The 22214-nt window shown below is 75.5% G+C and carries 23 protein-coding genes; 13 read left to right on the top strand and 10 right to left on the bottom strand.

The genetic code is table 11. The annotated features are described in order from the left end of the window. Positions 1-158 precede the first annotated feature (158 nt). Positions 159-551, top strand: a complete 393-nt coding sequence (locus ABD990_RS11280) for a hypothetical protein (protein ID WP_345380315.1) — start codon at positions 159-161, stop codon at positions 549-551. A 17-nt stretch (positions 552-568) separates the two neighbouring features. Here the strand turns inward: ABD990_RS11280 and nrfD are convergent, their stop codons facing one another. Genes nrfD through fdh form a run of 3 tightly spaced genes read right to left on the bottom strand, consistent with a single transcriptional unit; the run spans position 569 to position 5718 of the window. After that, on the bottom strand, positions 569-1582 hold the full coding sequence (gene nrfD / locus ABD990_RS11275) for an NrfD/PsrC family molybdoenzyme membrane anchor subunit (protein WP_345380313.1): 1014 nt from the start codon (positions 1580-1582) through the stop codon (positions 569-571). Next, on the bottom strand, positions 1579-2517 hold the full coding sequence (locus ABD990_RS11270; RefSeq protein ID WP_345380312.1) for a 4Fe-4S dicluster domain-containing protein: 939 nt from the start codon (positions 2515-2517) through the stop codon (positions 1579-1581). Before ABD990_RS11270 ends, nrfD begins: the two co-directional genes overlap by 4 nt. Continuing rightward, positions 2518-5718 carry a formate dehydrogenase gene (fdh, locus tag ABD990_RS11265; protein ID WP_345380311.1) on the bottom strand — a complete coding sequence of 1067 codons (3201 nt, stop codon included), beginning with the start codon at positions 5716-5718 and terminating at the stop codon, positions 2518-2520. Between the two features lie 141 nt (positions 5719-5859). Here fdh and ABD990_RS11260 point away from each other — a divergent pair, with 141 nt between their 5' ends. Together ABD990_RS11260 and ABD990_RS11255 are read left to right on the top strand one after the other, a co-directional pair. Then, a complete protein-coding gene (locus ABD990_RS11260; protein ID WP_345380309.1) occupies positions 5860-6399 on the top strand; it encodes a PRC-barrel domain-containing protein in 540 nt (179 codons plus the stop codon). Between the two features lie 153 nt (positions 6400-6552). After that, positions 6553-7812: a glycosyltransferase gene (locus ABD990_RS11255; RefSeq protein WP_345380307.1), complete on the top strand. Its 1260-nt coding sequence runs from the start codon at positions 6553-6555 to the stop codon at positions 7810-7812. A gap of 43 nt (positions 7813-7855) precedes the next feature. Here the strand turns inward: ABD990_RS11255 and ABD990_RS11250 are convergent, their stop codons facing one another. Next, complete coding sequence (locus ABD990_RS11250) at positions 7856-9343, bottom strand: ATP-binding protein (RefSeq protein WP_345380305.1); 1488 nt, start codon at positions 9341-9343, stop codon at positions 7856-7858. A gap of 119 nt (positions 9344-9462) precedes the next feature. Further along, the gene (locus ABD990_RS11245; protein WP_345380304.1) at positions 9463-9792 is read right to left on the bottom strand and encodes a hypothetical protein; all 330 of its coding nucleotides are present in this window, start codon (positions 9790-9792) and stop codon (positions 9463-9465) included. A gap of 246 nt (positions 9793-10038) precedes the next feature. Here ABD990_RS11245 and ABD990_RS11240 point away from each other — a divergent pair, with 246 nt between their 5' ends. Together ABD990_RS11240 and ABD990_RS11235 are read left to right on the top strand one after the other, a co-directional pair. After that, a complete protein-coding gene (locus ABD990_RS11240) occupies positions 10039-10899 on the top strand; it encodes a SigB/SigF/SigG family RNA polymerase sigma factor (protein ID WP_345380303.1) in 861 nt (286 codons plus the stop codon). Next, complete coding sequence (locus ABD990_RS11235) at positions 10896-11957, top strand: NAD-dependent epimerase/dehydratase family protein (RefSeq protein WP_345380302.1); 1062 nt, start codon at positions 10896-10898, stop codon at positions 11955-11957. Before ABD990_RS11240 ends, ABD990_RS11235 begins: the two co-directional genes overlap by 4 nt. Here the strand turns inward: ABD990_RS11235 and ABD990_RS11230 are convergent. Genes ABD990_RS11230 through ABD990_RS11220 form a run of 3 tightly spaced genes read right to left on the bottom strand, consistent with a single transcriptional unit; the run spans position 11926 to position 15586 of the window. Then, positions 11926-14031, bottom strand: coding sequence for a xanthine dehydrogenase family protein molybdopterin-binding subunit (locus ABD990_RS11230; protein ID WP_345380301.1), 2106 nt, complete (start codon positions 14029-14031; stop codon positions 11926-11928). The two genes, ABD990_RS11235 and ABD990_RS11230, sit on opposite strands and share 32 nt — an antisense overlap. Further along, positions 14028-15035 carry an FAD binding domain-containing protein gene (locus ABD990_RS11225; RefSeq protein WP_345380300.1) on the bottom strand — a complete coding sequence of 336 codons (1008 nt, stop codon included), beginning with the start codon at positions 15033-15035 and terminating at the stop codon, positions 14028-14030. The genes ABD990_RS11230 and ABD990_RS11225 overlap by 4 nt, the downstream gene beginning before the upstream one ends. Next, positions 15032-15586: a 2Fe-2S iron-sulfur cluster-binding protein gene (locus ABD990_RS11220; protein ID WP_345380299.1), complete on the bottom strand. Its 555-nt coding sequence runs from the start codon at positions 15584-15586 to the stop codon at positions 15032-15034. The genes ABD990_RS11225 and ABD990_RS11220 overlap by 4 nt, the downstream gene beginning before the upstream one ends. Before the next feature lie 68 nt (positions 15587-15654). Between ABD990_RS11220 and ABD990_RS11215 the strand changes: the two genes are divergently transcribed. The 8 genes from ABD990_RS11215 to ABD990_RS11180 all read left to right on the top strand — a co-directional run bounded on the left by ABD990_RS11215 (position 15655) and on the right by ABD990_RS11180 (position 20350). After that, positions 15655-15921 (top strand): aldehyde dehydrogenase family protein, encoded by a 267-nt coding sequence (locus ABD990_RS11215; RefSeq protein ID WP_345380485.1) that lies wholly within the window; start codon positions 15655-15657, stop codon positions 15919-15921. Positions 15922-16005: 84 nt separating this feature from the next. Beyond that, positions 16006-16161: a hypothetical protein gene (locus tag ABD990_RS11210; protein WP_345380297.1), complete on the top strand. Its 156-nt coding sequence runs from the start codon at positions 16006-16008 to the stop codon at positions 16159-16161. A gap of 80 nt (positions 16162-16241) precedes the next feature. Beyond that, on the top strand, positions 16242-16835 hold the full coding sequence (locus tag ABD990_RS11205) for a hypothetical protein (RefSeq protein WP_345380294.1): 594 nt from the start codon (positions 16242-16244) through the stop codon (positions 16833-16835). Further along, on the top strand, positions 16832-17581 hold the full coding sequence (locus ABD990_RS11200) for a metallophosphoesterase family protein (RefSeq protein WP_345380293.1): 750 nt from the start codon (positions 16832-16834) through the stop codon (positions 17579-17581). The genes ABD990_RS11205 and ABD990_RS11200 overlap by 4 nt, the downstream gene beginning before the upstream one ends. Next, complete coding sequence (locus tag ABD990_RS11195) at positions 17578-18909, top strand: erythromycin esterase family protein (protein ID WP_345380290.1); 1332 nt, start codon at positions 17578-17580, stop codon at positions 18907-18909. Before ABD990_RS11200 ends, ABD990_RS11195 begins: the two co-directional genes overlap by 4 nt. Positions 18910-18961: 52 nt before the next feature. Beyond that, positions 18962-19309: a DUF8129 domain-containing protein gene (locus ABD990_RS11190; protein WP_345380289.1), complete on the top strand. Its 348-nt coding sequence runs from the start codon at positions 18962-18964 to the stop codon at positions 19307-19309. 65 nt (positions 19310-19374) lie between these two features. After that, entirely contained in the window at positions 19375-19908 is a 534-nt protein-coding gene (locus tag ABD990_RS11185) for a DUF1360 domain-containing protein (protein WP_345380288.1), read from the top strand. 10 nt (positions 19909-19918) lie between these two features. After that, the gene (locus ABD990_RS11180; RefSeq protein WP_345380286.1) at positions 19919-20350 is read left to right on the top strand and encodes an SRPBCC family protein; all 432 of its coding nucleotides are present in this window, start codon (positions 19919-19921) and stop codon (positions 20348-20350) included. On the opposite strand, the gene ABD990_RS11175 is transcribed toward ABD990_RS11180, so the two are convergent. Beyond that, positions 20296-20973, bottom strand: coding sequence for a hypothetical protein (locus ABD990_RS11175; protein ID WP_345380285.1), 678 nt, complete (start codon positions 20971-20973; stop codon positions 20296-20298). The two genes, ABD990_RS11180 and ABD990_RS11175, sit on opposite strands and share 55 nt — an antisense overlap. 13 nt (positions 20974-20986) lie before the next feature. Beyond that, a complete protein-coding gene (locus ABD990_RS11170) occupies positions 20987-22135 on the bottom strand; it encodes a zinc-dependent alcohol dehydrogenase (protein ID WP_345380283.1) in 1149 nt (382 codons plus the stop codon). Positions 22136-22214 lie beyond the last annotated feature (79 nt).

Here is a 22214-nt window from a genome sequence, read left to right as displayed (position 1 = left end):
GTACGTACGGGCCCGGGCGTCGGGTGATCGGGGGACGGCGGGATCAGGCGGTACGTCCACCGTCGGCGGGACGGGACGGGGGCCGGAGCGGGAGCAGGGTCAGGGGCATCGGGGGCGCACCGGCCCGGCCCGCCCCACCCGCCTGGAGGAGGACCGCCGTGAGCACGACCGTCACCGACCCCACCCCACAGGGTCCCGAGGAGCCCCGGAACGGGAGGCCCCAGGAAGGGCCGGCTCCGGCGGGCACACGCCCCGGGAGCTGGGCCTACGCCCTCGCCGGCATGGACTGCTACGGCTACGGCCTCGGCTACGACTACTGGACGGCTCTCCACGGGGCGGGGCGGGAGGGTGACCCGCACCGCGCCGAGGTCCGCCGCTCCGGCGAGGCGGCCGCGCCGCGCTCCCACACCGGCCGGACCGTCGCCCTCGCCATCGGCGGGCTCGTCGCCGCCGCGGCCGTCGGGGCCGGGCTGGTCCTCGGGCTGGGCGGGCACTCCGCGACCCCGGCCGCGACGCCCGTCGCCGCGGCGACCACCGGCACCAGGACATGAGCGAGCGGCGCTCTCGCTCACCAGGTATGAGCGAGAGCGCCGTTCGCCGGGTCTTCCCGACGGGCCTCGAGGCGCTCGCGTTGCGGGCGGACCGTGTACTCGGGGTCCCGGGCCGAGGTCATGCCGGCCTCGAAGATCCCGTAGCGAGTGGCGGCCGAGGCGGCGTTGAGCAGCAGGCCCGAGACCGCGCCGAGCGCGCGACCGCGCCGGCCGCGCAGGAAACCGGAGGCCAGCGCACCCAGGGCGCCCGCGACCGTGCCCGCCCGGGCGGCGGTGAGCACGGCGCCCGCGCGGCCGGTCCGGTAGGCCTTCGCCGCGAACCCGATCCGGCGCTCCAGCACCGCGGTGGACGCGAGCTCCAGCACGGCCCCGGCGACGGCGATCCGGCGCGCGGGCGTGACGTCCCCGGACGCGAGCAGCCCCGCCCCGCCGCCCGACGCGAGCGCGCTCCCGGCGAAGACGAACGGCAGCTCCCGGAACCCCTCGTGCCAGGCCGGCACGGCGGTGTCGGCGACCAGCACCGCGGTGTAGGTCGTCAGCGCCGGACCGAGCGCGCCGGCGGCCAGGCCGGAGAGCCGCGCCGGCCGCGGCGCGACCCCGAGGACCTCGGCCGCCGCGGTCGCCCCGGCGAGCGCCCCGAACGGCGCGAGGATCCACGACCCGACCGACAGCGGCGAGGTCACCTTCAGCACCCGCAGCATGTGCGGGAACCGTTCGGGCCGGCCCAGGTCGTGGACGAGGAATCCGACGCTCACGGTGGCACCGCCCGCGGCGGCGAGCCGCCCGAGCCGGCGCAGCCCCGGCCATCCGGTCAGGTCGGCGAGGGCCGCGAGCGGGGCCGACACCCCGGCCAGCCCGCCGAGGTAGAGGTAGGCGGGCACGTCCGGGACCTTCCACACCGGCGGCTTGAGGATCGGCCGGCCGTAGTACGAGGTGAACTCGGCCTCCGGCACCATCAGCCGCTCGCCGCCCCCCTTGCCGCGCCGCCGCCGGGGGGTCCCGGCCGCGGTCCGGTGCTCCGGTGCGCTCATCGCCGGCCGCCCAGGAACGCGGCTGCGACGACCCCCGCGACGGCCAGGGCCGCACCCGCGGCGTGCCGCCACATCGACGGCAGGTCCCGCGTGGTGACGACCGGGTCCGGCGGCAGCCCGTACACCTCCGGCTCGTCGAGCAGCAGGAAGAAGGCCCCGTCGCCGCCGACCCCGTCGTCCGGGTCCCGGCCGTAGAGCCGGGCCTCGCCCACGCCCCGCCCGTGCAGCTCGGCCAGCCGGGCGTCGGCGCGTTCGCGCAGCTCGTCGAGCGGGCCGAACTGGATGGACTCGGTGGGGCACGCAGTGGCGCAGGCCGGGGCGAGGCCCGCGCCGAGCCGGTCCTGGCACATCGTGCACTTGAACGCCCGGCCGTCGCCCTCTCGCTGGTCGATCACGCCGTAGGGGCAGGCCGGGATGCAGTAGCCGCAGCCGTTGCAGATGTCCTCCTGCACCAGCACCGTGCCGTGCTCGGTGCGGATCAGCGCGCCGGTGGGGCAGACGTCCAGGCAGGCGGCGTGCGTGCAGTGCTTGCAGACGTCCGAGGACATCAGCCAGCGGACCTCGGTGGCGTCCTCCCTGCCCGCACCGGGCTGCACCGCGCCCGGCAGCTGGGCCGACGGCATCCCGAGGTCCACCGGGGAGGAGTCGCGCGCCGGCACCCGCTGCTCCACGAACGCGACGTGCCGGTAGGTGCTCGCGCCCAGGCCGCCGGTGTTGTCGTAGCTCATCCCGGTCAGCCCGAGGACGTCGCCGGCGGCGCCGTGGTCGCCCACGCCGTCCGCGGGCAGCGCGTTCCACTCCTTGCAGGCGACCTCGCAGGCCTTGCAGCCGATGCACACGCTGGTGTCGGTGAAGAACCCGACGCGCGGCGGGTGGCCGTCGGCGTAACCGGCGTCGGCCGAGGGATCGGCGAGGGGGCCGGACAGGGACGCCATCTACTCCTCCAGGCCGGCCCGGCGCCGGCGGTCGGCGAGGTACGCGACCAGCTCCGGCCCGTGCGGGCGCCGGCCGGGGCGGATGTCGCAGGTCGCGGCCTTGGTCTCCATGATGTGCACGTTCGGGTCCAGGGACACGGCGAGCAGCTCGTTGGCCGCGTCGCCGGTCGACAGCCCGTTCGGGCCCCAGTGCCACGGCACGCCGATCTGATGGATCACCGTGTCGCCGTACCGCAGCGGCTTGGCCCGCTCCGTCACCAGCACCCGCCCCTCGATCGCCGACCGGGCCGTGACGACGTGGGCCCAGTCCCCGTGCGTCAGCCCGCGCTCGGCGGCGAGCGCGGGGGAGACCTCGAGGAACATCTCGGGCTGCAGCTCGTTCAGGTGCGGCGTCCAGCGGCTCATGCCGCCCGCGGTGTGGTGCTCGGTGACCCGGAAGGTCGTGAAGACGTACGGGTAGACCTCGGCACCCGGTGTCCCGGGTTCGGGGTGGTAGCGGTTGTCCGCGCGCTCGAACCGCTGCCGGGCCGGGTTGGCCCGCTGCCGGTACAGCGCGTTGCCCACCGGGGACTCCTCCGGCTCGTAGTGCGTGGGCATCGGGCCGTCGGCGAGCCCCGCGGGGGCGTGCAGCCAGGCCCGCCCGTCGGACTGCATGACGAACGGCTCGGCGCCGCCGACGGCCTCCGCGGCGCGGGCGTCCGGCGGCGGCACGTAGTCCGGCGCGGTGCCCGCGGGGAAGTCCGGGACGTCCGGGCCGGCCCACTTCCCGCCGTCCCACCACATGAGCTTCTTGCGCTCGCTCCACGGCCTGCCGTCGGGGTCGGCCGAGGCCCGGTTGTAGAGGACCCGCCGGTTCATCGGCCAGGCCCAGCCCCACTCGGCGGCGATCAGGTCCTGCTCTGCGCCGGGCCTGCGCCGCGCAGCCTGGTTGACCTCGTCGGCGTACACGCCGCAGTAGATCCAGCAGCCCGAGCTCGTCGACCCGTCCGCCCTGAGCGCGGTGTAGCCGGGCACGGCCCTGCCGTCGGCGTCGACGCCGTTGATCTCCCGCAGGACGGCCTCGGCGCTGGGCTCGCCGGTCGCGTCGACCGGGTAGTCCCAGGTCAGGTCCTGCAGCGGGCGGTCCCGCGGGTCGTCCGAGCCGGCGACCTTCGCCTTCAGCCGCCTGCCCAGTTCGTAGTAGAACCACAGGTCGCTGCGGCAGTCGCCGGGCGGCTCGACGGCCTTGTGGTGCCACTGCAGGAGGCGCTGGGTGTTGGTGAAGGTGCCGTCCTTCTCGGTGTGCGCGGCGGCCGGCAGGAAGAAGACCTCGGTGCCGATGTCCTCGGTCCGCATCTCGCCGGTCTCGATCTCCGGCCCGTCCTTCCAGTAGGTGGCCGTCTCGATCATGTTCAGGTCGCGGACGACCAGCCACTCCAGCGTCGCGAGCCCGTGCCGTTGCATGCGGGAGTTCGCGGTGCCGACGGCCGGGTTCTCGCCGATCACGAAGTAGCCCGGGACCTTCCCCTCGGCCTGGTCCATGACCGTGCGGAACGACGAGTGGTCGCCGGTCAGCCGGGGGAGGTGGTCGAAGCAGAAGTCGTTGTCCGCGGTGGCGGCGTCGCCGAACCAGGCCTTGAGCAGGCTGACGATGTACGCGTCGAGGTCACCCCAGAAACCCTTGGTGCCGGCGTTGGACTCGATGAAGTGCCGCAGGCCCTCGTCGCGGTGGGCGTGCGGCATCGGGATGTAGCCGGGCAGCAGGTCGAACAGGGTCGGGATGTCCGTGGAGCCCTGGATGCTCGCGTGCCCGCGCAGGGCGAGGATCCCGCCGCCGGGGCGCCCGATGTTGCCCAGCAGCGCCTGCAGCACCGAGGCCGCACGGATGTACTGCACGCCCACGGTGTGATGGGTCCAGCCCACGGCGTAGGCGAAGGCGCTGGTCCGTTCCCGGCCGGAGTTCCGGACGAGCGCGTCGGCCACCCGCCGGAAGGTCGTGACCGGGATGCCGCAGATCTCGTGCACCTTCTCCGGGGTGTACCGGGCGTAGTGGCGGCGCAGCACCTGCAGCACGCAGCGCGGGTCCTGCATGGTGTCGTCGCGCTCCGGGTCGGCCGAGATCGGCGCGCCGCCCGACCCGGGCATCTCGCCGCGTTCGGTCTCGTGGACGTCGAGGTCCCGGTCGCCGGCGGCCGAGGGCGCCGTCATGCCCTGGTACTGCCAGGTCTCGGTGTCGTAGGTGCCGCTACCCGGGTCGTAGCCGGAGAACAGGCCGTCGAGGTCCTCGGTGTCCCGGAAGTCCTCGCGCAGGAGCATCGGCCCGTTGGTGTACGCCCGCACGTAGTCCTCGAAGTACGCGCCCGTCTCCAGCACGTGCCGGATCAGCCCGCCGAGGAACGCGATGTCCGTGCCCGCCCGGATCGGGACGTGCAGGTCCGCCAGCGCCGAGGTCCGGGTGAAGCGCGGGTCCACGTGGATCACGGTCGCGCCGCGCCGCTTCGCCTCCACGACCCACTGGAAGCCCACCGGATGGGCCTCGGCCATGTTCGAGCCCTGGATGACGATGCAGTCCGAGTTCGCCAGGTCCTGCTGGTAGTTCGTCGCGCCGCCACGGCCGAAGGAGGTCCCCAGACCGGGAACCGTGGAGGAGTGTCAAATACGGGCCTGGTTCTCGATCTGCACCGCGCCCAGCGCGGTGTAGAGCTTCTTCATGAGGTAGTTCTCCTCGTTGTCGAGGGTCGCTCCTCCGAGGCTCGCGATGCCCATGGTCCGGCGCAGGTACCGGCCCTCGTCGTCCCGGTCCTCCCAGGTACGGCGGCGCGTGTCCAGGACCCGGTCGGCGATCATGTCGAGGGCGGTGTCGAGGTCCAGGTCCTCCCAGTCGGTCCCGTGCGGGCGCCGGTAGCGGACGCCGGTGACCCGGGTGGGCGCGGTGACCAGCGAGAGCGTCGAAGCCCCCTTGGGGCACAGCCGGCCCCGGCTGATCGGCGAGTCGGGATCGCCCTCGACCTGGGTGACCTCGCCGCCACGGGTGAAGACCCGCTGGCCGCAGCCCACGGCGCAGAAGGGGCAGATGGACCGGGTGACGCGGTCGGCGTCCTCGGTCCGCGCGCGCAGGGCCTCCGTCCCGCCCGACCGCGAGGCCGTGCCGCGGCCGAGCCGGTCCGGGCCCGTCAGCTGCCGGTAGACCGGCCAGGCCTCGATCCACGTGCGTACGCCCACACGGAGTGTTTCCCGATCAAGGGGCGTCCCAACCCCCGACCCGTGTGAGGCCCGCACGGGGTGTGTGCGGCGGCGGCGGGCGGGCATCCGGTGTCCGTGCCGCCCGGGAGGCCCGGACGGCCCGGACCCGAGGAGGAACTCATGGCGGACCTCGACGACCCCGCCCGCGTGCAGGGACTGACCGTGCGGGACCGGGACGGTGCCGAGCTCGGCACGGTGGACGCCGTCTACGTCGACGATGCGACGCAGCGGCCGGAGTGGGTCGTGCTGACCGGCGGCCTGTCGCGCTCGCGGCACGCCGCGCTGCCGCTGGCCGGCGCGATGATCGAGGAGGGCGAGGTGCACGTGCCCTACGGCGCCGAGCAGCTGCGCACCGCACCCGAGGTGCCCGAGGGGAAGCTGAGCCCCGAGACCGAGGCGGCGCTGTTCGACCACTACGGAGTGCCGCACGGCGGCGAGACCGAGACCGCGCTGGTCGACGAGCCGCGCCCGCGGCCGTCGGGCCGGCACGGCGACGGGCGCCACGAGCGGATCGAGGACGACCGCGTCGAGCGCGACCACGTGGCCGCGGGCGCCGACGGCTTCGACGACCCGGGCGCCCCCGACATCGCCTCCGACACCGGCACGGGCACCGGCACCGGATCGGGCGGCGACGCCGTCCCCGGTGTCCGGACGGGCTGAGACCGGGCGGTTCCGCCGTCCGGCCGCACGAGGGCCTTCCCACTCCCGCCCACCGACCAGCGTTGGCGTAGGCGGCTCCGGGTCCGTACGGTCCGAGGAGTACTCACCGGTGCGGCCCGACGCGGCGGCCGCACGTGAACGAGGGGAGCCGCGGTGCGCGTCGCGATCGTGTGTGACCGGTGCAGCCCGGTCGCCGCGCCCGGTCGAACGGGTCACGGCGGGCTGAGCGAGCACCTGGCGGGGCTGGGCAGGGGCCTGGCCGCCGCCGGGCACGAGGTGACCCTCGTGGCCCGGCGGGACTCGCCCGACGAGGAGGCGGTCGTCCGCCCGGCCGAGGGGCTGGAGGTCCGGCACCTCGACGCCGGACCGGCCGCGCCGCTGACCGAGGACCGGCTGGTCACGCAGGTGCCGGTGCTGGCCGAGGAGCTGGAGCGCCGCTGGCGGGCCGACCGGCCGGACGTCGTGCACGCCCATTCCTGGACCGCCGGGCTGGCCGCCGCGGCCGCCGCCCGCGAGCTGGGCCTGCCGCTGGTCGTGACCCTGCCCGGGGTCGGGGAGCGGCCGGTCGACCCTTCCGTCGACAGCCGGGGCCGCGCGTCGGCCGAGCACGTGCTGGTCGCGCGCGCGGACCGGGTGCTCGCCACGGGGGAGGACGACGTCTTCGCCCTCGTCCGGCTCGGCGCCCGCCGCTCGGCGATCCACGTGGTGCCCTACGGCGTCGACACCGAGACCTTCCACCCCGACGGGCCGACCCTGCGCCGCGGGGAGCACCCGCGGCTGCTGGCGGTCGCCGGGCTCGATCCCGAGGCGGGCGTGCAGGACGTGATCCGGGCACTACGCTCGGTCCCGGATGCCGAGCTCCTCGTCGCGGGCGGCCCACCCACGGACGATCCGGGGATCGACCCGGCCGAGGACCGCGACCTGGCGCGGCTGCACGCCGTGGCCCGCGAGGCGGGCGTCGAGCGCCGCGTCCGGTTCCTCGGCGCGGTGCGCCGCGACATCCTGCCGGCGCTGCTGCGCTCCGCCGACGCGCTGGTCCACGTGCCGCACCGGACGGGCTTCGGGATGGTCGCGCTGGAGGCGATGGCCTGCGGCCGCGCGGTCGTCGCGTCGGCGGTCGGTGCGCTGGCGGAGACCGTGGTCGACCAGGTCACCGGCGTACTGGTGCCGCCCGCCCGGCCGGACGTGCTGGCCCACGCCCTGCGTGCGCTGCTGCGCGAGGGCGCGGTGCCGCTGGCCTTCGGCATCGCGGGCCGGGACCGGGCGGTGTCCCGGTACGGCCGCGACCGGCTCGTCGGCGCCGTCGAGCAGGTGTACGCCGAGGCCGTCGAGGCCCGCCGGGAACGCGCCGCAGCCGGGACCGCGGCCGGAATCGGGGTCGAGGTCGAGGGTGGGGAGGCCGGCGCGGGCTGAACCACCAGCGGCCCGGTCGGCGACGACCGGGCCGTCCGGCCCGTCAGGCGCTCTCGGCCCGGTCGCTGAGCAGGTGTCCCAGCCCGGTCAGCTCCAGGACCGGCCGCGCCACGCTGCCGGGGGGCGCGACGACCTGCAGGTCGGTGCCCGGGTCGAGCTGGTGCAGCAACCGCACCCCGGCACTGGCGAAGAGCGTGGTGCCGGTCAGGTCGAGCACGCAGCGCACCCCGCCCGCGGCCGCGGCGAGCAGCGCTGCTCGTAGGGCGGTCACGGCGGGCAGGTCCACGTCGCCCTGCACGTACAGCACGCCCGCGTCGCCGGTGTGGACGGTGAAGGCCTCGGGCGCGGCCGCCGGGCCCGGGCGCGGGGTCTCACCGACGGCCACCGGTCGGTCGACCGCCAGCAGAGCGGTCACCGTGGTGCCCTGCGGGCCGGGCTCCACGACCAGCTCGTCGCACAGGTCCCGGACCACCGCCAGTCCGAAGCCGGACCGCTCGTCGGCGGGGTCCGGGATCCCGTCCGGCCCCTCCGCCTCGGGGGTCCGCCAGGTGCCGTCGTCCGCGACGCTGATCCTCAGGCCGGCGACCGTCAGCGCCACGTCCACCCGGATCTCGCCGGTGGCGCCCTCGGGGTAGGCGTGCTGGATGACGTTCGCGGCGAGCTCGGAGACGACCATCGGCGCCGCGACCACCGTCCGCGGCGCCACCCCCGCCGCCTCCAGCCAGCGGGTCACGCTCTCCCGCAGCGGGCTCAGGGCGAAGGGGTCCACCGGCAGCACCAGGTGCAGCGGTCGGACCGGCACGAGGGGGCGGTGCGCGGCCAGCACCGCGACGCCGCCGCGGGGCGCCCGCGCGGCGAGCAGGGCACACAGGGCGGCGGGGTCGTCCTCGGGGACGTCCGGCGCCGGCCGCAGGCCCTGCCCGACCCCGCGCCCGCGGCCCTCCACCACGTCGTCCGAGTACAGCAGGAGCGTCTCGCCGGGGGCCAGGTGCGCGGTCTCCGGCACCGGTGGCGCGGCGCCGACGCCCAGCGGGCCGTAGGCCTGGCCGGGCACCGGGGCGATCCCGCCCGGCCCGCTGACGAGGGCCGGGGGATGGGCGCCGCGGGCGTGCTCGAGCCGGCCGTCCGGCCCGACGACGACGATCGTGAGCGACGCGCCGTGCAGCGCCTCGTCGGCGCTCGCGGCCCGTTCGACCTGCTCGAGGGCGGCGGTGAGGCTCGACGCGGTGTACAGGGCCTGGCGCAGCACGGTGCGCAGCCCGGTGACCGCACCCGGCCGGGGTTCGGGGCCCACGAGGTCGCCGACGGCGAGCGCGAGCCGCCCGCCGGGCAGGGGCACCACGTCCAGCCAGTCGCCGGCGGGCGCCGCGCCGTCCGACTGGGGCAGGGCCGCGGGTCCGAGCGGCGCGGGGGGCACCCACAGTGCGGCCAGCCGGAGGTCGGGCAGGAGAGGCAGCGCGGCCGGCAGGTGCGCGGGGGTCCCGGCACCGGGTCCGGCGGCGCCCCGCTCCGCTCCGGACTCCGGGTTCACGGGGCTCCTCTCCGGTCGTCGCCGACCGCCCACGGCCCGGTCACGGACGACCGGACCTGCCGACAATAGAGGCGGCGGCCCGGGACCGCGCGGCTCGCCCACCGCAGCGCACCTCCCCGTCAGTCGTCCAGGTCGGGGGCTATGGCGAGGATGCGGCGGTGCTCGGCGAGCCGGTCGAGCGCCGCCGCCATGGCCTGCCCCTCCGCGGTGCCGGCGAGCCCGGCCTCGGCCTCGTAGCGCTCGCGCCGCGTCCGGGGGTCGCCCCGGTCGGCGGCAGCCCACGCCAGGAAGCGTTCGACCACCCGCACGTAGCGCCTGCGCAGGCCCTCGTGCGGCTCACGGGTCACAAGCCACGCGACGAACGGGCCGAGCACGTCGGCCACGGCGGTCGGGCCCGGCCGGGTGAGGGCCGGGCGGCGAGCGGTGGTCGGGACGGGTCCGACGGGCATCGGGGCTCCCTGGAGTGGGTCGTGTGCGATCCGTTGGGTGGGCTCACGCGGAACGGTGTGTTGCGCGTCATACCCCGGTGGGCGCGGGCCATGCCTCCGGCGCTGCCGACTCGACGCGCGACGCCCGGCGGGCGCTTGTACGGTCGAGGAGCGACCGACGCAGAACCGACGCCCGAGCGCGTCCGCACGCGCTCCACCGAGGTACAGCCAACTGCCTCTGACGTCCCGCGACGTGAAGGAGGCCCGATGAACGCCGTCCCCGACGCCCGTACCGTGCCCGCTCGGCCGCACGACCGGGGTCCCAGCGAGTACGCCGACCAGATGCCGGTGCTGGAGCGGTTCGCCGCTCTGCCCACCGACCACCCGGACCGCGAGCGGTTGCGCTCCGACCTCGTCCTGGCGTTCCTGCCGGTGGTCCGGCACCTCGCGCAGCGGCACGGCGCGGGCTACCGCGCCGGGATCGAGGACCTCGTGCAGGTGGGCACCATCGGGCTCCTCTCGGCGATCGACCGCTGGGACCCCGACCGCGCCGGCGGGGACTTCCTCGGCTACCTCATCCCCTGCGTACGCGGGGAGATGCTGCGGTACTTCCGCGACCGCACCTGGTCCATGCGGGTGCCGCGGCGGCTCAAGGAGCTGAGCGTCGCGATCGGCAGGGCCTCGGGTCCGCTCGCCCATACGCTCGGGCGGGCGCCGAAACCCAGTGAGCTGGCCCGGCACCTCGGCGTGGACCGGGAGGAGGTCCTCGAGGCCCTCGCGGCCAAGGCCAACCAGCACGCCGGCTCGCTCACCGCCGTCGACGACGCGGACGACCAACCGGTGGCCGACACCCTCGGCGAGGTCGACAAGGCGCTCGAGCACGTGGAGTACCGCGAGTCGCTGCGGCCGCTGATCGCGGAGCTGCCCGACCGGGAGCGGCTCATCCTCACCCTGCGCTTCTTCGGCGACATGACCCAGACGCAGATCGCCGAGCGCGTCGGCATCTCCCAGATGCACGTGTCCCGGCTGCTCGCGCGCACCCTCGTCCGGCTGCGCGAGGGCCTGGACGGGAACACCGAGCAGACCGAACCGGCCAGGCGGTCCGGACCGACCGAGCGGACCGCATGACGGGTCCCGCACGCACGGTCGTGGTCGTCGGCGCCTCCGGCACCGTCGGCTCCGGGCTGCTCGACGCCCTGCGGGAGCGCCCGGACGTGACCGTCCGGGCCGTGTGCCGGCACCCTCCCGAGGACGCGCCGGACGATCCGCGGCTCACCTGGCACCCGGTCGACCTGCTGACCGCGGACGCCGCCGACCGGCTCGCGGAGGTCCTGCGCGGCGCCGCGGCCGTCGTGCACCTGGCGTGGGCCATCCAGCCCGTGGGCGACGCCGGTACCCCGCGGGACGTGGACCTCGACGGCACCGCCGCGGTGCTCGACGCGACGGACCGGGCCGGCGTCGGCCACCTCGTCTTCCTGTCCTCGCAGGCGGTGTACGGGCCGCACGCGCCCGGTGAGCCGGCGCGCCCGGTCGACGAGTCGTGGCCGGTCAGGGCGCATCGTGGGTCGGCCTACAGCCGGGACAAGGTCGCGGCGGAGGCGATGCTCGACGAGTTCGAGCGCGCGCACCCCGCGGTCGTGGTCACCCGGGTCCGGGCCGCGCTGGTGATCCGGTCGGACTCCGCGGCGCGGATGCGCCGGCTGTTCCTCGGCCCGGCCGTGCCGTCGGTGCTGCTGCGCGCGCTGCAGGCGGGCCGGGTCCCGGTGTTGCCGCTGCCGGCCGGGCTGGTCCTGCAGCTCGTGCACGCCGACGACCTGGGACGGGCCGTGGCCGCCGTGCTCGACCGACGGCCCGCCGGCGCGGTCAACGTGGCCGCCGACGCGCTCGACGCCCGCGCGCTGGCCGCCGTCGCCGGCGCCCGGCCGGTGCCGGTGCCGCGGCCCGTGGTGCGGGCCGTGCTGGCCCTGCTGAACCGCCTGCACGTCCTCGGCGCGACGACGGGCTGGTTCGACCTGGCCGTCGACACCCCGGTCATGGACACCGGCCGGGCCCGCCGCGAGCTGGACTGGTCGCCCGCGGTGGACACGGCCGGCGCCGCCCGGATCCTGCTCGACGCGCTGGCCGGCACGGACCCGGACGGCACCCCGGAACCGGTCAGCGCCCCGGCAGCACCCGGTCGAGGGTGACGGGCAGGTCCCGCACCCGCACGCCCGTGGCGTGCCAGGCGGCGTTGGCCACCGCGGCCGCCGTGCCGACGATCCCGATCTCGCCGATCCCCTTCGACCCCATGGCGTTGACGTGCGGGTCGTGCTCGTCGAGCCAGTGCGCCTGCAGGTCGTCGACGTCGGCGTTCGCGGGCACGTGGTACTCGGCCAGGTCGTGGTTGACGACGTGGCCGGTGCGCGGGTCGAGCAGGCTCTGCTCGTGCAGGGCCATGCCCAGGCCCATCGTCATCCCGCCGAGGAGCTGCGAGCGGGCCGTGCGCGGGTTGACGATCCGCCCCGCCGCGAACACCCCGTACAGCCGGGGCACCCGGATCTCGCCGGTGTCGGCGTGCACCCGCACCTCGGCGAACTGGGCGCCGAACGCGGACATCTCGTAGTCCTCCCCGGCCGCGTTCGGGTTCACCGACCCCTCGGCGGCGTCCCCGTCCTGCGGGTCGGCGCCGTACTTGTCCCGGAACTCGCGGGCGGCCTCGACCAGCGCCGAGCCCCAGGTCGTGGTGCCGGACGACCCACCGGCCACGGACGCCTCGGGGTGGTCGGTGTCGCCGATCAGCACGTCGACGTCCTCGACCGGGACGCCGAGCGCGTCGGCGGCGATCTGCGGCAGCACCGTCCAGGCGCCGGTCCCGAGGTCGGCCGCGCCGATCCGCCCGATGTAGCGCCCGCCGTCGTAGGTCAGCGTGGCGGTGGACTTCGGCATCCGCATGGTCGGGTACACCGAGGCGGCGACGCCGGTGCCGACCCACCAGCCCGCCTCCCGCCGCAGGCCGGGACGGTGGTCGCGCCCCGCCCAACCGAACCGCTCGGCGCCCTCGCGCAGGCAGGCCACCAGGTTGCGCGAGGAGTAGGGCTTGCCGCTCTCCGGCGCGACCTCCGGCTCGTTGCGGATCCGCAGCTCCACCGGGTCCAGGCCCAGTTCGGCGGCGAGCTCGTCCATCGCGACCTCGGGCCCGAACATGCCCGGGCACTCGCCGGGCGCCCGCATCCAGGACGGCACCGGGACGTCGAGCGCCGCCAGCCGGTGCGTGGTGCGCCGGTTCGGGGCGGCGTACATGTTGCGGGTGGGCACGCCCGTCTGCTCGGCGAACTCCTTGATCCGGGAGGTCTGCTCGACGACGTCGATCGCGATGCCGCGCAGCCGGCCGTCCCGGTCGGCCGCGAGCTGCATCCGCTGGATCGTGGGCGTGCGGTAGCCGGCCAGGGAGAACAGCTGCTGCCGGGTGAGCGCGAGCCGGACCGGCCGTCCGGGCACCGTCCGGGCCGCCATCGCCGCCATGATCACGTTCGGGTGCGGGTTGCCCTTCGAGCCGAAGCCGCCGCCGACGTACGGGCACACGACCCGCACCTGCGCGGCCTCCAGCCCGAAGATCTGCGTGACCGTCTGCCGGACCGGGTGCACGCCCTGCGTGGAGTCCCACAGCGTCAGGTGCCCGTCCTGCCCGTCCGGGCCCGGCTCCCACAGGGCCGTCGTGGCGTGCGGCTCCATCGGGTTGTTGTGCAGCATCGGCGTGGTGTAGGTCTGCTCGACCGTCACCGGCGCCTCGGCCATCGCCGCCGCCATGTCGCCGTCGTGGGTGTCCGACGGGTAGCTCGGGTTGACCGACTCGGGCGTGTAGAGGTCGTCGCGGTCGGGCGAGAGCACCGCGTCCGTCTCCTCGGCGTCGTACTCCACCCGCACGAGGTCGGCGGCCTCGCGGGCCACCTCGTCCGTCGCCGCGAGCACGCCCGCCACGATCTGGCCGCGGAAGCCGACCTCGTCGCCCTGCAGCACGGCGAGCTCGGCGTCGTCGGTGGAGGCCAGGCGCTCGGCGTCGCCGCTGGTGAGCACGGCGACCACACCCTCGAGCGCGGCCGCCTCGGCAGTGTCGACACCGGTGACGCGCCCGCGCGCGACGGTGGCCTGCACGATCCGGCAGAAGAACGGGTCGGCGACCGGCGTCTCGTCGGCGTACACGGCGGTGCCGCGCACCTTCGCCCCGCCGTCGCGGCGGGGCAGGTCGCGCCCGATCGCCCTCGGCTCCAGGGTCGCGGTCATGCGCGGGCCTCCTCTCCGGCCAACTCCCGCAACGTGCTCACCAGCGTCCCGGTGAGCAGCGGAATCTTGAACGCGTTGCCGCCGTCGAAGCCCTCCTGCGGGCGGGCGTCGGCCAGCTCGGCCTCGGCGGCGGCGCGGAACGACCCGTCGGTGGCCGGCGTCCCGCGCAGCGCCTCCTCGGCCCGGTGGGCGCGCCAGGGCTTGTGCGCCACCCCGCCGAACGCGAGGCGCACGTCCCGGATCCCGCCGTCGGCGACGTCGAGGCACGCCGCCACGGAGACCAGCGCGAACGCGTAGGACGCCCGGTCGCGCACCTTCCGATAGCGGGAGCGGCGGGCGATCGGGGCCGCCGGCAGGTCGATCGCGGTGATCAGCTCGCCGTGCCCGAGCACGGTGTCCCGCTCGGGGTGGTCGCCGGGCAGCGTGTGCAGGTCGGTGAACGGGATCGTGCGCTCCCCGTCCGGTCCCAGCACCTGCACCTGCGCGGCGAGGGCCGCGAGCGCCACGGCCATGTCCGACGGGTGCGTGGCGATGCAGTGCTCGGACGCGCCGAGGATCGCGTGCTGGCGGGTGGCGCCGCCGAGCGCCGCGCAGCCGGAGCCGGGCTCGCGCTTGTTGCACGGGGTCGTGACGTCCTGGAAGTACACGCAGCGGGTGCGCTGCAGCGGGTTCCCGCCGGTGGTCGCCATGTTGCGCAGCTGCCCGGAGGCGCCGGCGAGCAGGGATTCGGCCAACACGGGGTAGCGCTCGCGCACCCGCCGGTCGGCCGCGAGGTCGGAGTTGCGGACCCCGGCGCCGATCCGCAGTCCGCCGTCCGGGAGGTCCTCCACGTCGGCGGAGGTCAGCGCGGCGACGTCCACGAGCAGGCCGGGCCGGGCCACGCCGAGCCGCAGGTGGTCGACGAGGTTCGTGCCGCCGCCGAGGAACGCGGCGTCGGGCCGCCCGGCCACGGCGAGGACGGCCTCGCGGGCGTCGGGCGGGGTGGCGTAGGCGAAGGGCCTCATCGACGCACCCCGTCCGTGCCGCCGCCCGCGAACCCGCCGGCCTGGGCGACCGCGGCGCGGATGCCCTTGTAGGCGCCGCACCGGCACAGGTTGCCGCTCATCCGCTCGGCGATCTCCCGGTCGAGCACCCCGGGATCGCCGAGGTCCGGCCCGGCGGCGACGTCCGCGCCCGCGGCACTGGGCCAGCCGCGGTCGAGCTCGTCGAGCACGCCGACGGCCGAGCACACCTGGCCGGGCGTGCAGTAGCCGCACTGGAAGGCGTCGTTGTCCACGAAGGCGCGGTACACGGGGTGGTCCTCGTCGAGCCCGGGGGCGAGCCCGGCCGCGGTGGTCACCTCGGCGCCGTCGTACGCCACGGCCAGGGCGAGACAGGCGAGGATGCGGCGGCCGCCGACGAGCACGGTGCACGCGCCGCACTGCCCGTGGTCGCACCCCTTCTTCGGGCTGATGGCCCCGAGCCGCTGCCGCAGCGCGTCGAGCAGGGAGGTCCGCGTGTCGACGCGGAGGTGGTGGGTGGCGCCGTCGACCCGCAGGGTCAGTTCGGTCTCCATCGGGCGTGGTTTCCCCGTCGGCCACGGTCTACCCGGGACGCGCGGCATGATCCCGGACCGGGCGCGGTATCGACCAGCAGGTCCGCGACACCGTCGCGGCGGGCGCCAGGACCACGAACGCCGAGGAACAGCAGCGGCTGGTCCGCGAGATCGAGACCGGGATGATCCATGTCGACCGGCCCATCGAGGCGACCCCCGAGGTCCCCTTCGGCGGCACCAAGAACTCCGGCTTCGGACGGGAGCCGGCACGGGTCGGCCCGCGGACCTTCGTCAACGCCGAGACGGTGTGGATCGAGGGCGGCCGACGCTCCGTGCACGTCGTCTCCGGATCGTGACCTTGGGACGCATTTTCGATCACGCGTCCGGGTACAAGCGATCACCACGGGCGCACGGTGCGCCCGACCGTCGAAGGAGACTTCGTGATCATTCTGGGGCTCGTCCTGCTCCTCATCGGATTCCTCACCGGACTGTCGCTGCTGTACTACATCGGCGCGATCCTGCTCATCCTGGGCGTGATCTTCCTGGTCCTCGGGCGCACGGGCCGCCCGGTCGGCGGCCGGAAGGTCTGGTTCTAGCCGCGGCCGGGTCCCGGGCGACCGGGACCCGGCCCTCACCGACGCCGGTTGAGCCGACCGTGGGCGGGTAGTCGACCACCGTGAGCGACCGCACCGACCGGGCGATGCGCGAGGCCCTCAAGCGCGTCGGCATCACCCTGAAGGCGGCCGGCGTGCCCTTCGCGCTCACCGGCGGGTACGCGTCCTGGGCGCGCGGCGGCCCCGAGCCGGTGCACGACGTGGACTTCGTGCTGACCCCCGGGGACGTGCCCGACGCGCTGCGCGTGCTCGCCGCCGCCGGTCTCCGGGTGCTCCAACCGCCCGAGGACTGGCTGGTCAAGGCGTTCGTCGACGAGGGCGACGGCGAGGTCCTCGTCGACCTGATCTTCCGTCCCGCGGACCGCGAGGTCACCCGCGAGCAGCTGGCCCGCGCCGAGGAGCTGCGGGTCGACTCCGTGCTGCTGCCGGTCGAGTCCGCCACCGACATCCTGCTGTCCAAGGCCCTCGCGCTGAGCGAGCACTTCTGCGACCTGGCGCGGCTCTTCCCGCACGCCCGCGCCCTGCGCGAGCAGGTCGACTGGGACCGGCTGCGCACCGAGGCGGCCGTCTCGCCCTTCGCCCGCGCCTTCCTGTCCGTCTGCGACGACCTCGGCATCGCGCCCGAGGAGAACCGGTTGTCGGAGGTGGCCGGATGATCACGATCGCCGCCGTCGGGGACATCCACCTCGGCGAGGGGATGGCCGGCAGCTACGCCGCGGACGTCGCCGCGGCGGCCCGCGAGGCCGACGTGCTGCTGCTCGCGGGCGACCTGACCCGGCACGGCACGGCCCCGGAGGCGCGGGTGGTCGCGGGGGAGTTCGCCGACAGCCCGGTGCCGGTGGTCGCCGTGCTCGGCAACCACGACCTGCACGGCGACGACGAGAAGGGCGTCACCGCCGCCCTCGAGGAGGGCGGCATCCAGGTGCTGGAGGGCTCGCACACGGTCGTCGAGATCGGGGGCAGGCGGCTGGGCGTCGCCGGCACGGTCGGCTTCGGCGGCGGCTTCCCACCCGCCACGGCGTCGGACTTCGGCGAGCCGGAGATGAAGGCCTTCGCCGCCCGCAACCGCACCCTCGCCGCCTGCCTCGGCGAGGCGCTGTGCGGGCTCGACGCCTGCGACGTCCGCGTCGCCCTCACCCACTACGCACCCGTGCGGGAGACGCTCGAGGGCGAGCCGGCCGAGATCCACGCCTTCCTCGGCAGCCACCTCCTGGGCGAGGCGATCGACGGCTCCGCCGTCGCCTGCGGATCGCCCGTCGCGCTGGCCCTGCACGGCCACGCGCACGCGGGGTCCCCCGACGGCCGCACGAGCGCCGGTGTGCCGGTCCACAACGTCGCCCGCCCGGTGATCGGCCGCCCGTTCCGCCTGTTCGCCCTCGACCCGGACGGGAGGCCCGCATGACCGGCTCCGGGACCCGCACCGTCCGCGCGGACGACGTCACCGGCGTCCGCGCCCTCGCCCGCCCGCTCGCCTCGGACGGGGACCTCGACGAACTCGTCGCGCGCGCCGGCCGGGCCCGGCTGGTGCTGATCGGCGAGGCCTCGCACGGCACCCACGAGTTCTACGCGTGGCGGGACCGGCTGACCCGGCGGCTGGTGGCCGAGCAGGGCTTCCGGTTCGTGGCGGTGGAGGGGGACTGGCCGGACTGCCGGCGCCTGCACCGGTACGTCGTCGGCGACCCGTCGGGCCCGGCCACGGCCGACGACGCCCTGGCCGGCTACGACCGCTGGCCCACCTGGATGTGGGCCAACACCGCGGTGCGCGAGGCGGTGGAGTGGTTGCACGACCACAACGCCGGGCGTCCGGAGGCCGAGCGCGTCGGCTTCCACGGCCTCGACGTCTACAGCCTGCACCGGTCGATGCGGGCGGTGGTCGACTGGCTCGCCGAGCACGAACCGGTGCTCGCCGAGACCGCCCGTGCCGCCTACGCGTGCTTCGAGCCCTTCGGGCCCGATCCCTTCGACTACGCCCGCATGACGCGCTGGGTGCCGGATCACTGCGAGCAGCCCGTCGTCGAGGTGTTGCGGGAGCTGTGCGCGGAGCACAGCCGGGCCGAGCCGGGCTCGGCGGACGAGCGCTTCGTGGCCGAGCAGAACGCCGCCGTCGTCGCCGGTGCGGAGCGGTACTACCGGGCGGCCGTCGGGGGCGGCCCGGAGTCCTGGAACGTCCGGGACGTCCACATGGCCGACACCCTCGACCGGCTGCTCGAGCACACCGGGCCGGACTCCAGGGGCGTGGTGTGGGCGCACAACACGCACATCGGCGACGCCCGCGCCACCGACATGGAGGAGCAGGGCATGACCAACCTGGGCGAGCTCGCCCGGGAGCGGCACGGCGCGGAGGGTGTGCTGCTGGTCGGGCAGGCGGGGCACCGCGGGACGGTGCTCGCCGGCCGCTCCTGGGGCGCCCCTGCGGAGCAGATGGAGGTGCCGGTCGCGCGCTCGGGCAGCGCGGAGGAACTGCTGCACGAGGCCGTGGGGGACGGCCCGTCCGTGCTGTGCTTCCCGCCCTCGTTCGAGCAGCCGCGCTGGTTGCGCACCTCGCTGGACCACCGGGCGATCGGCGTGGTCTACCACCCGGACCGCGAGCGGTGGGGCAACTACGTGCCGTCGACCCTCGGCGACCGCTACGACGCGCTCCTCTGGTGCGGCGACACCGCGGCGCTCGAGCCGGTCCGCCCGGAGCCGCCGGACGACCCGGAGCCGGAGGCCGCCCCGACCGGGCTCTGACGCGTGCACCGGTGGCGTGCATGGGACGGCTGATCCGCGGTATCCGCCGCCCATGAGCAACCAGACCGAGCTGCCCATCCCGGACTACGACCAACTCCCCGAGGGCAGCCTCGTGCACCGCATCCGCACCCTCGACGAGCAGGGTCTCGACTCGCTGCTCGAGCACGAGCGCGGGCACGCGAACCGGCCGTCCGTGCTGCAGGCGCTGACGCACCGCCGGGACGCGCTCGCGAGCGGCGAGGCCGAGCCGTCCGGGGGCGACCCGGCGGCGGCCCGGCCGGAGGTCGTCCCGACGCCGGAGGCCGGGGCCGGCGCCCCCGTCGACCAGACCGACAACAACCAGCCGCTGCGGCACGGCGTGGCCGGACAGACCCCGAACCGGAACCCGCGCACGCGGTGACCGACCCGGTGAGCGACCCGGCGAAACCGGGCACACGGCGACCCGCACGGCGACGAGGAGGACCGATGGCGAGCACGGCACACACGGTCGCGGCGGTGGCCGACGACAGAGCCCGGTCGGAGGCCGACGAGTACCGGCAGGGGGAGGACCGGCCGCTGGCCGGCTACGTGGTGGTCATGGGCGTCTTCGCCGCCCTGGTCGCGAGCGTCGCGGGGATCCTCGCGGCGACCCGGCGGACGGTGCCCACGGTGTCGGTCAAGGACCTCGTCCTGCTGACCGTGGCCACCCACAAGCTGTCCCGCACGATCACCAAGGACGCCGTGACCAGCCCGCTGCGCGCGCCGTTCGCGAGGTACAGCGACACCGCCGGGCCCTCCGAGGTGATGGAGGAGCCGCGCACGGAGTCGTCCCTGCGGCACAGCATCGGCGAGCTGCTCACCTGCCCGTTCTGCCTCGACCTGTGGATCGCCACGGGCCTCACGATCGGGCTGGTGTTCGCGCCGCGGGTGACCCGGCTGCTCACCGGCACCTTCACCGCCCTCACCGGCGCGGACTTCCTGCAGCTGGCCTACTCGGCGGCGCAGCAGGCCGCGGAGTGAGGGTCGACGGGTGCGCAGCACGATCGACGCCACCGGACCCGTGGCCGCCGCCGAGGCGTGGGACCGCTACGCCCACCCGCAGCGGTGGCCCGAGTGGGCGCCCTACCTGCTCGGGGTCGAGGCGTCCGCGGACCGGCTGGTCCCGGGCATGACCGGGCGGGTCCGCGGGCCGCTGCGGCTGGCGGTGCCGTTCACGGTCACGGAGGTCCACGAGCCGGAGGACGCCGGGCCGGGCGGCACCCCCGCCGCCCGGCCCGGTACCGGCTCGTGGGCCTGGGACGTCCGGTTCGGGCCGATCCGGTTGTCGCTCGACCACGGCGTCGAACCGAGGGGGAGCGGCACCCGGACCTGGCTGACCGTCGACGGCCCGTGGCCCGTCCTCACGCTCTACCTGCCGCTCGCGCGCCTGTCGCTGGAGATGCTGGTCCGCCGCAGGACCTGACCGGCGATCCGGCCCGCGGCCCGGGCCGCGCCGGATCCCGCCGCGGCCAGCGCCGCCCGGTTGCGGACGAGCCCCCGCCCGCCCTTCACCGCCAGCGCGCCCGCGGCCACCCACGGCCCCGCGACCACCACGGGGTCGAGCCACTGGTGGGCCAGGTCCGTGCGGCCACGGCCGAACCGGGACCGCACGGGGTGACGCGAGAACTCGCCGAGCACCCCGGTCTCGGTGACCGGGTTGTCCGGGCGCAGGGTGGCGAAGGAGCGCACGTGATGCTCCCACGCGTCGATCCGGTCGCCGACGATCAGCAGCAGCCAGTGCGCCGCACGGCCCTCGCTGTAGCGGCGGTAGGCGAGTCCGCGCACCGCGCCCGAGAGCCCGCGGCGGGGGCAGGTGGTCCCGTAGACGGGCGTGAGGAACTCGTGCTCGACGGACCGCTCGCGGCGATCGTCGTCCGGCTGCCGGTCGGGGAAGCGCCAGTGCGCATCGGTGAGGTCCGGGAGGAACCGCAACTTCGGGTCGGACGGCCGGTCCGCCGGGTCCAGGTCGGCGCCCCAGCCCGGGATGCGGGCCCGCAGCTCGTCGAGCGACTCCTTCAGCGGCGGCTTGTCCGGTGTGTAGGTCATCGGGTCTCCTCCCTCAGGCCGCGCTCGGCAGGACCAGGGTCTTGATGCAGTCGTCCAGCTTCGCGGAGAACATGTGGTAGGCCTCCGCGATGTGCTCGAGCGGCACCCGATGGGTGACGATGTCGGCGGGCCGGATGTAGCCCTGCCGGACGTGCTCGAAGAGCCGCGGCCACTGCCGCTTCACCGGGCACTGGTTCATGCGCAGGGTCAGGCCCTTGTTCATCGCGTCGCCGAACTTGACCGCGCTGAACAGCGGCCCGTATGCACCCATCACCGAGATCGTGCCGCCCTTGCGCACCGAGTCGATGGCCCAGTTGAGCGCGACCGGGGAGCCGCCCTGCAGCTTGAACTTGGCCGAGGTGACGTGCTGGAGGAAGTTGCCGTCGGCCTCCGCGCCCACGGCGTCGATCGCGACGTCCGCGCCGAGGAAGCCGGTGTCGCGCTTGAGGTGCAGCACGATGTCGCCGACCTCGGTGAAGTTGAGGGTCTCGGCGTGGGCGAAGGTGCGGGCCTTCTCCAGCCGGTAGTCGAGGTGGTCGACCACGATGACCCGGCCCGCGCCCATCAGCCAGGAGGACAGCGCGGCGTAGAGGCCGACCGGCCCGGCACCGAACACGACCACCACGTCGCCCTCGGCGATCTCGCCGAGCTGGGCGCCGAAGTAGCCGGTGGCCAGCGCGTCCGTGAGCAGGACCGCGTCGTCGTCGTCCAGCCAGTCCGGGATCGTCGCCGGCCCGACGTCCGCGAGCGGCACCCGCACGAACTCGGCCTGCCCGCCGTCGTAGCCGCCGCAGGTGTGCGAGTAGCCGTAGATCCCGCCGACCGCCGTGGCGTTCGGGTTCACGTTGTGGCAGTTGGAGTACAGCCCGCGCGCGCAGTACCAGCAGGAGCCGCAGAAGATGTTGAAGGGCACCATGACCCGGTCGCCGGCCTGCAGGTTCTGCACGGTCGGGCCGACCTCGTCGACCACGCCCACGAACTCGTGGCCGAAGGTGTGCCCGACCCGGGTGTCCGGCATGAGCCCGTGGTAGAGGTGCAGGTCGGAGCCGCAGATGGCGGCGCGGGTCACCCGCACGATCGCGTCGTTCGGGTGCTCGATCCGCGGTCTGTCCTTCTCCTCCACCCGGATCTTGTAGGGGCCTCGGTAGACCATCGCGCGCATCGCCGCCTCCTCCGCGGGGCCGGCAGCGTCCCTCCCGCCCCCGGTCGGGGGCTCGGCCGGCCAGGGCGAGTGCTACCCG

Origin of the sequence: Pseudonocardia yuanmonensis (assembly GCF_039542425.1) — a bacterium.
GTDB lineage: Bacteria > Actinomycetota > Actinomycetes > Mycobacteriales > Pseudonocardiaceae > Pseudonocardia > Pseudonocardia yuanmonensis.
The sequence above is the reverse complement of the archived record's forward strand: the minus strand, read 5'-3'. Positions and strand labels throughout refer to the sequence as shown.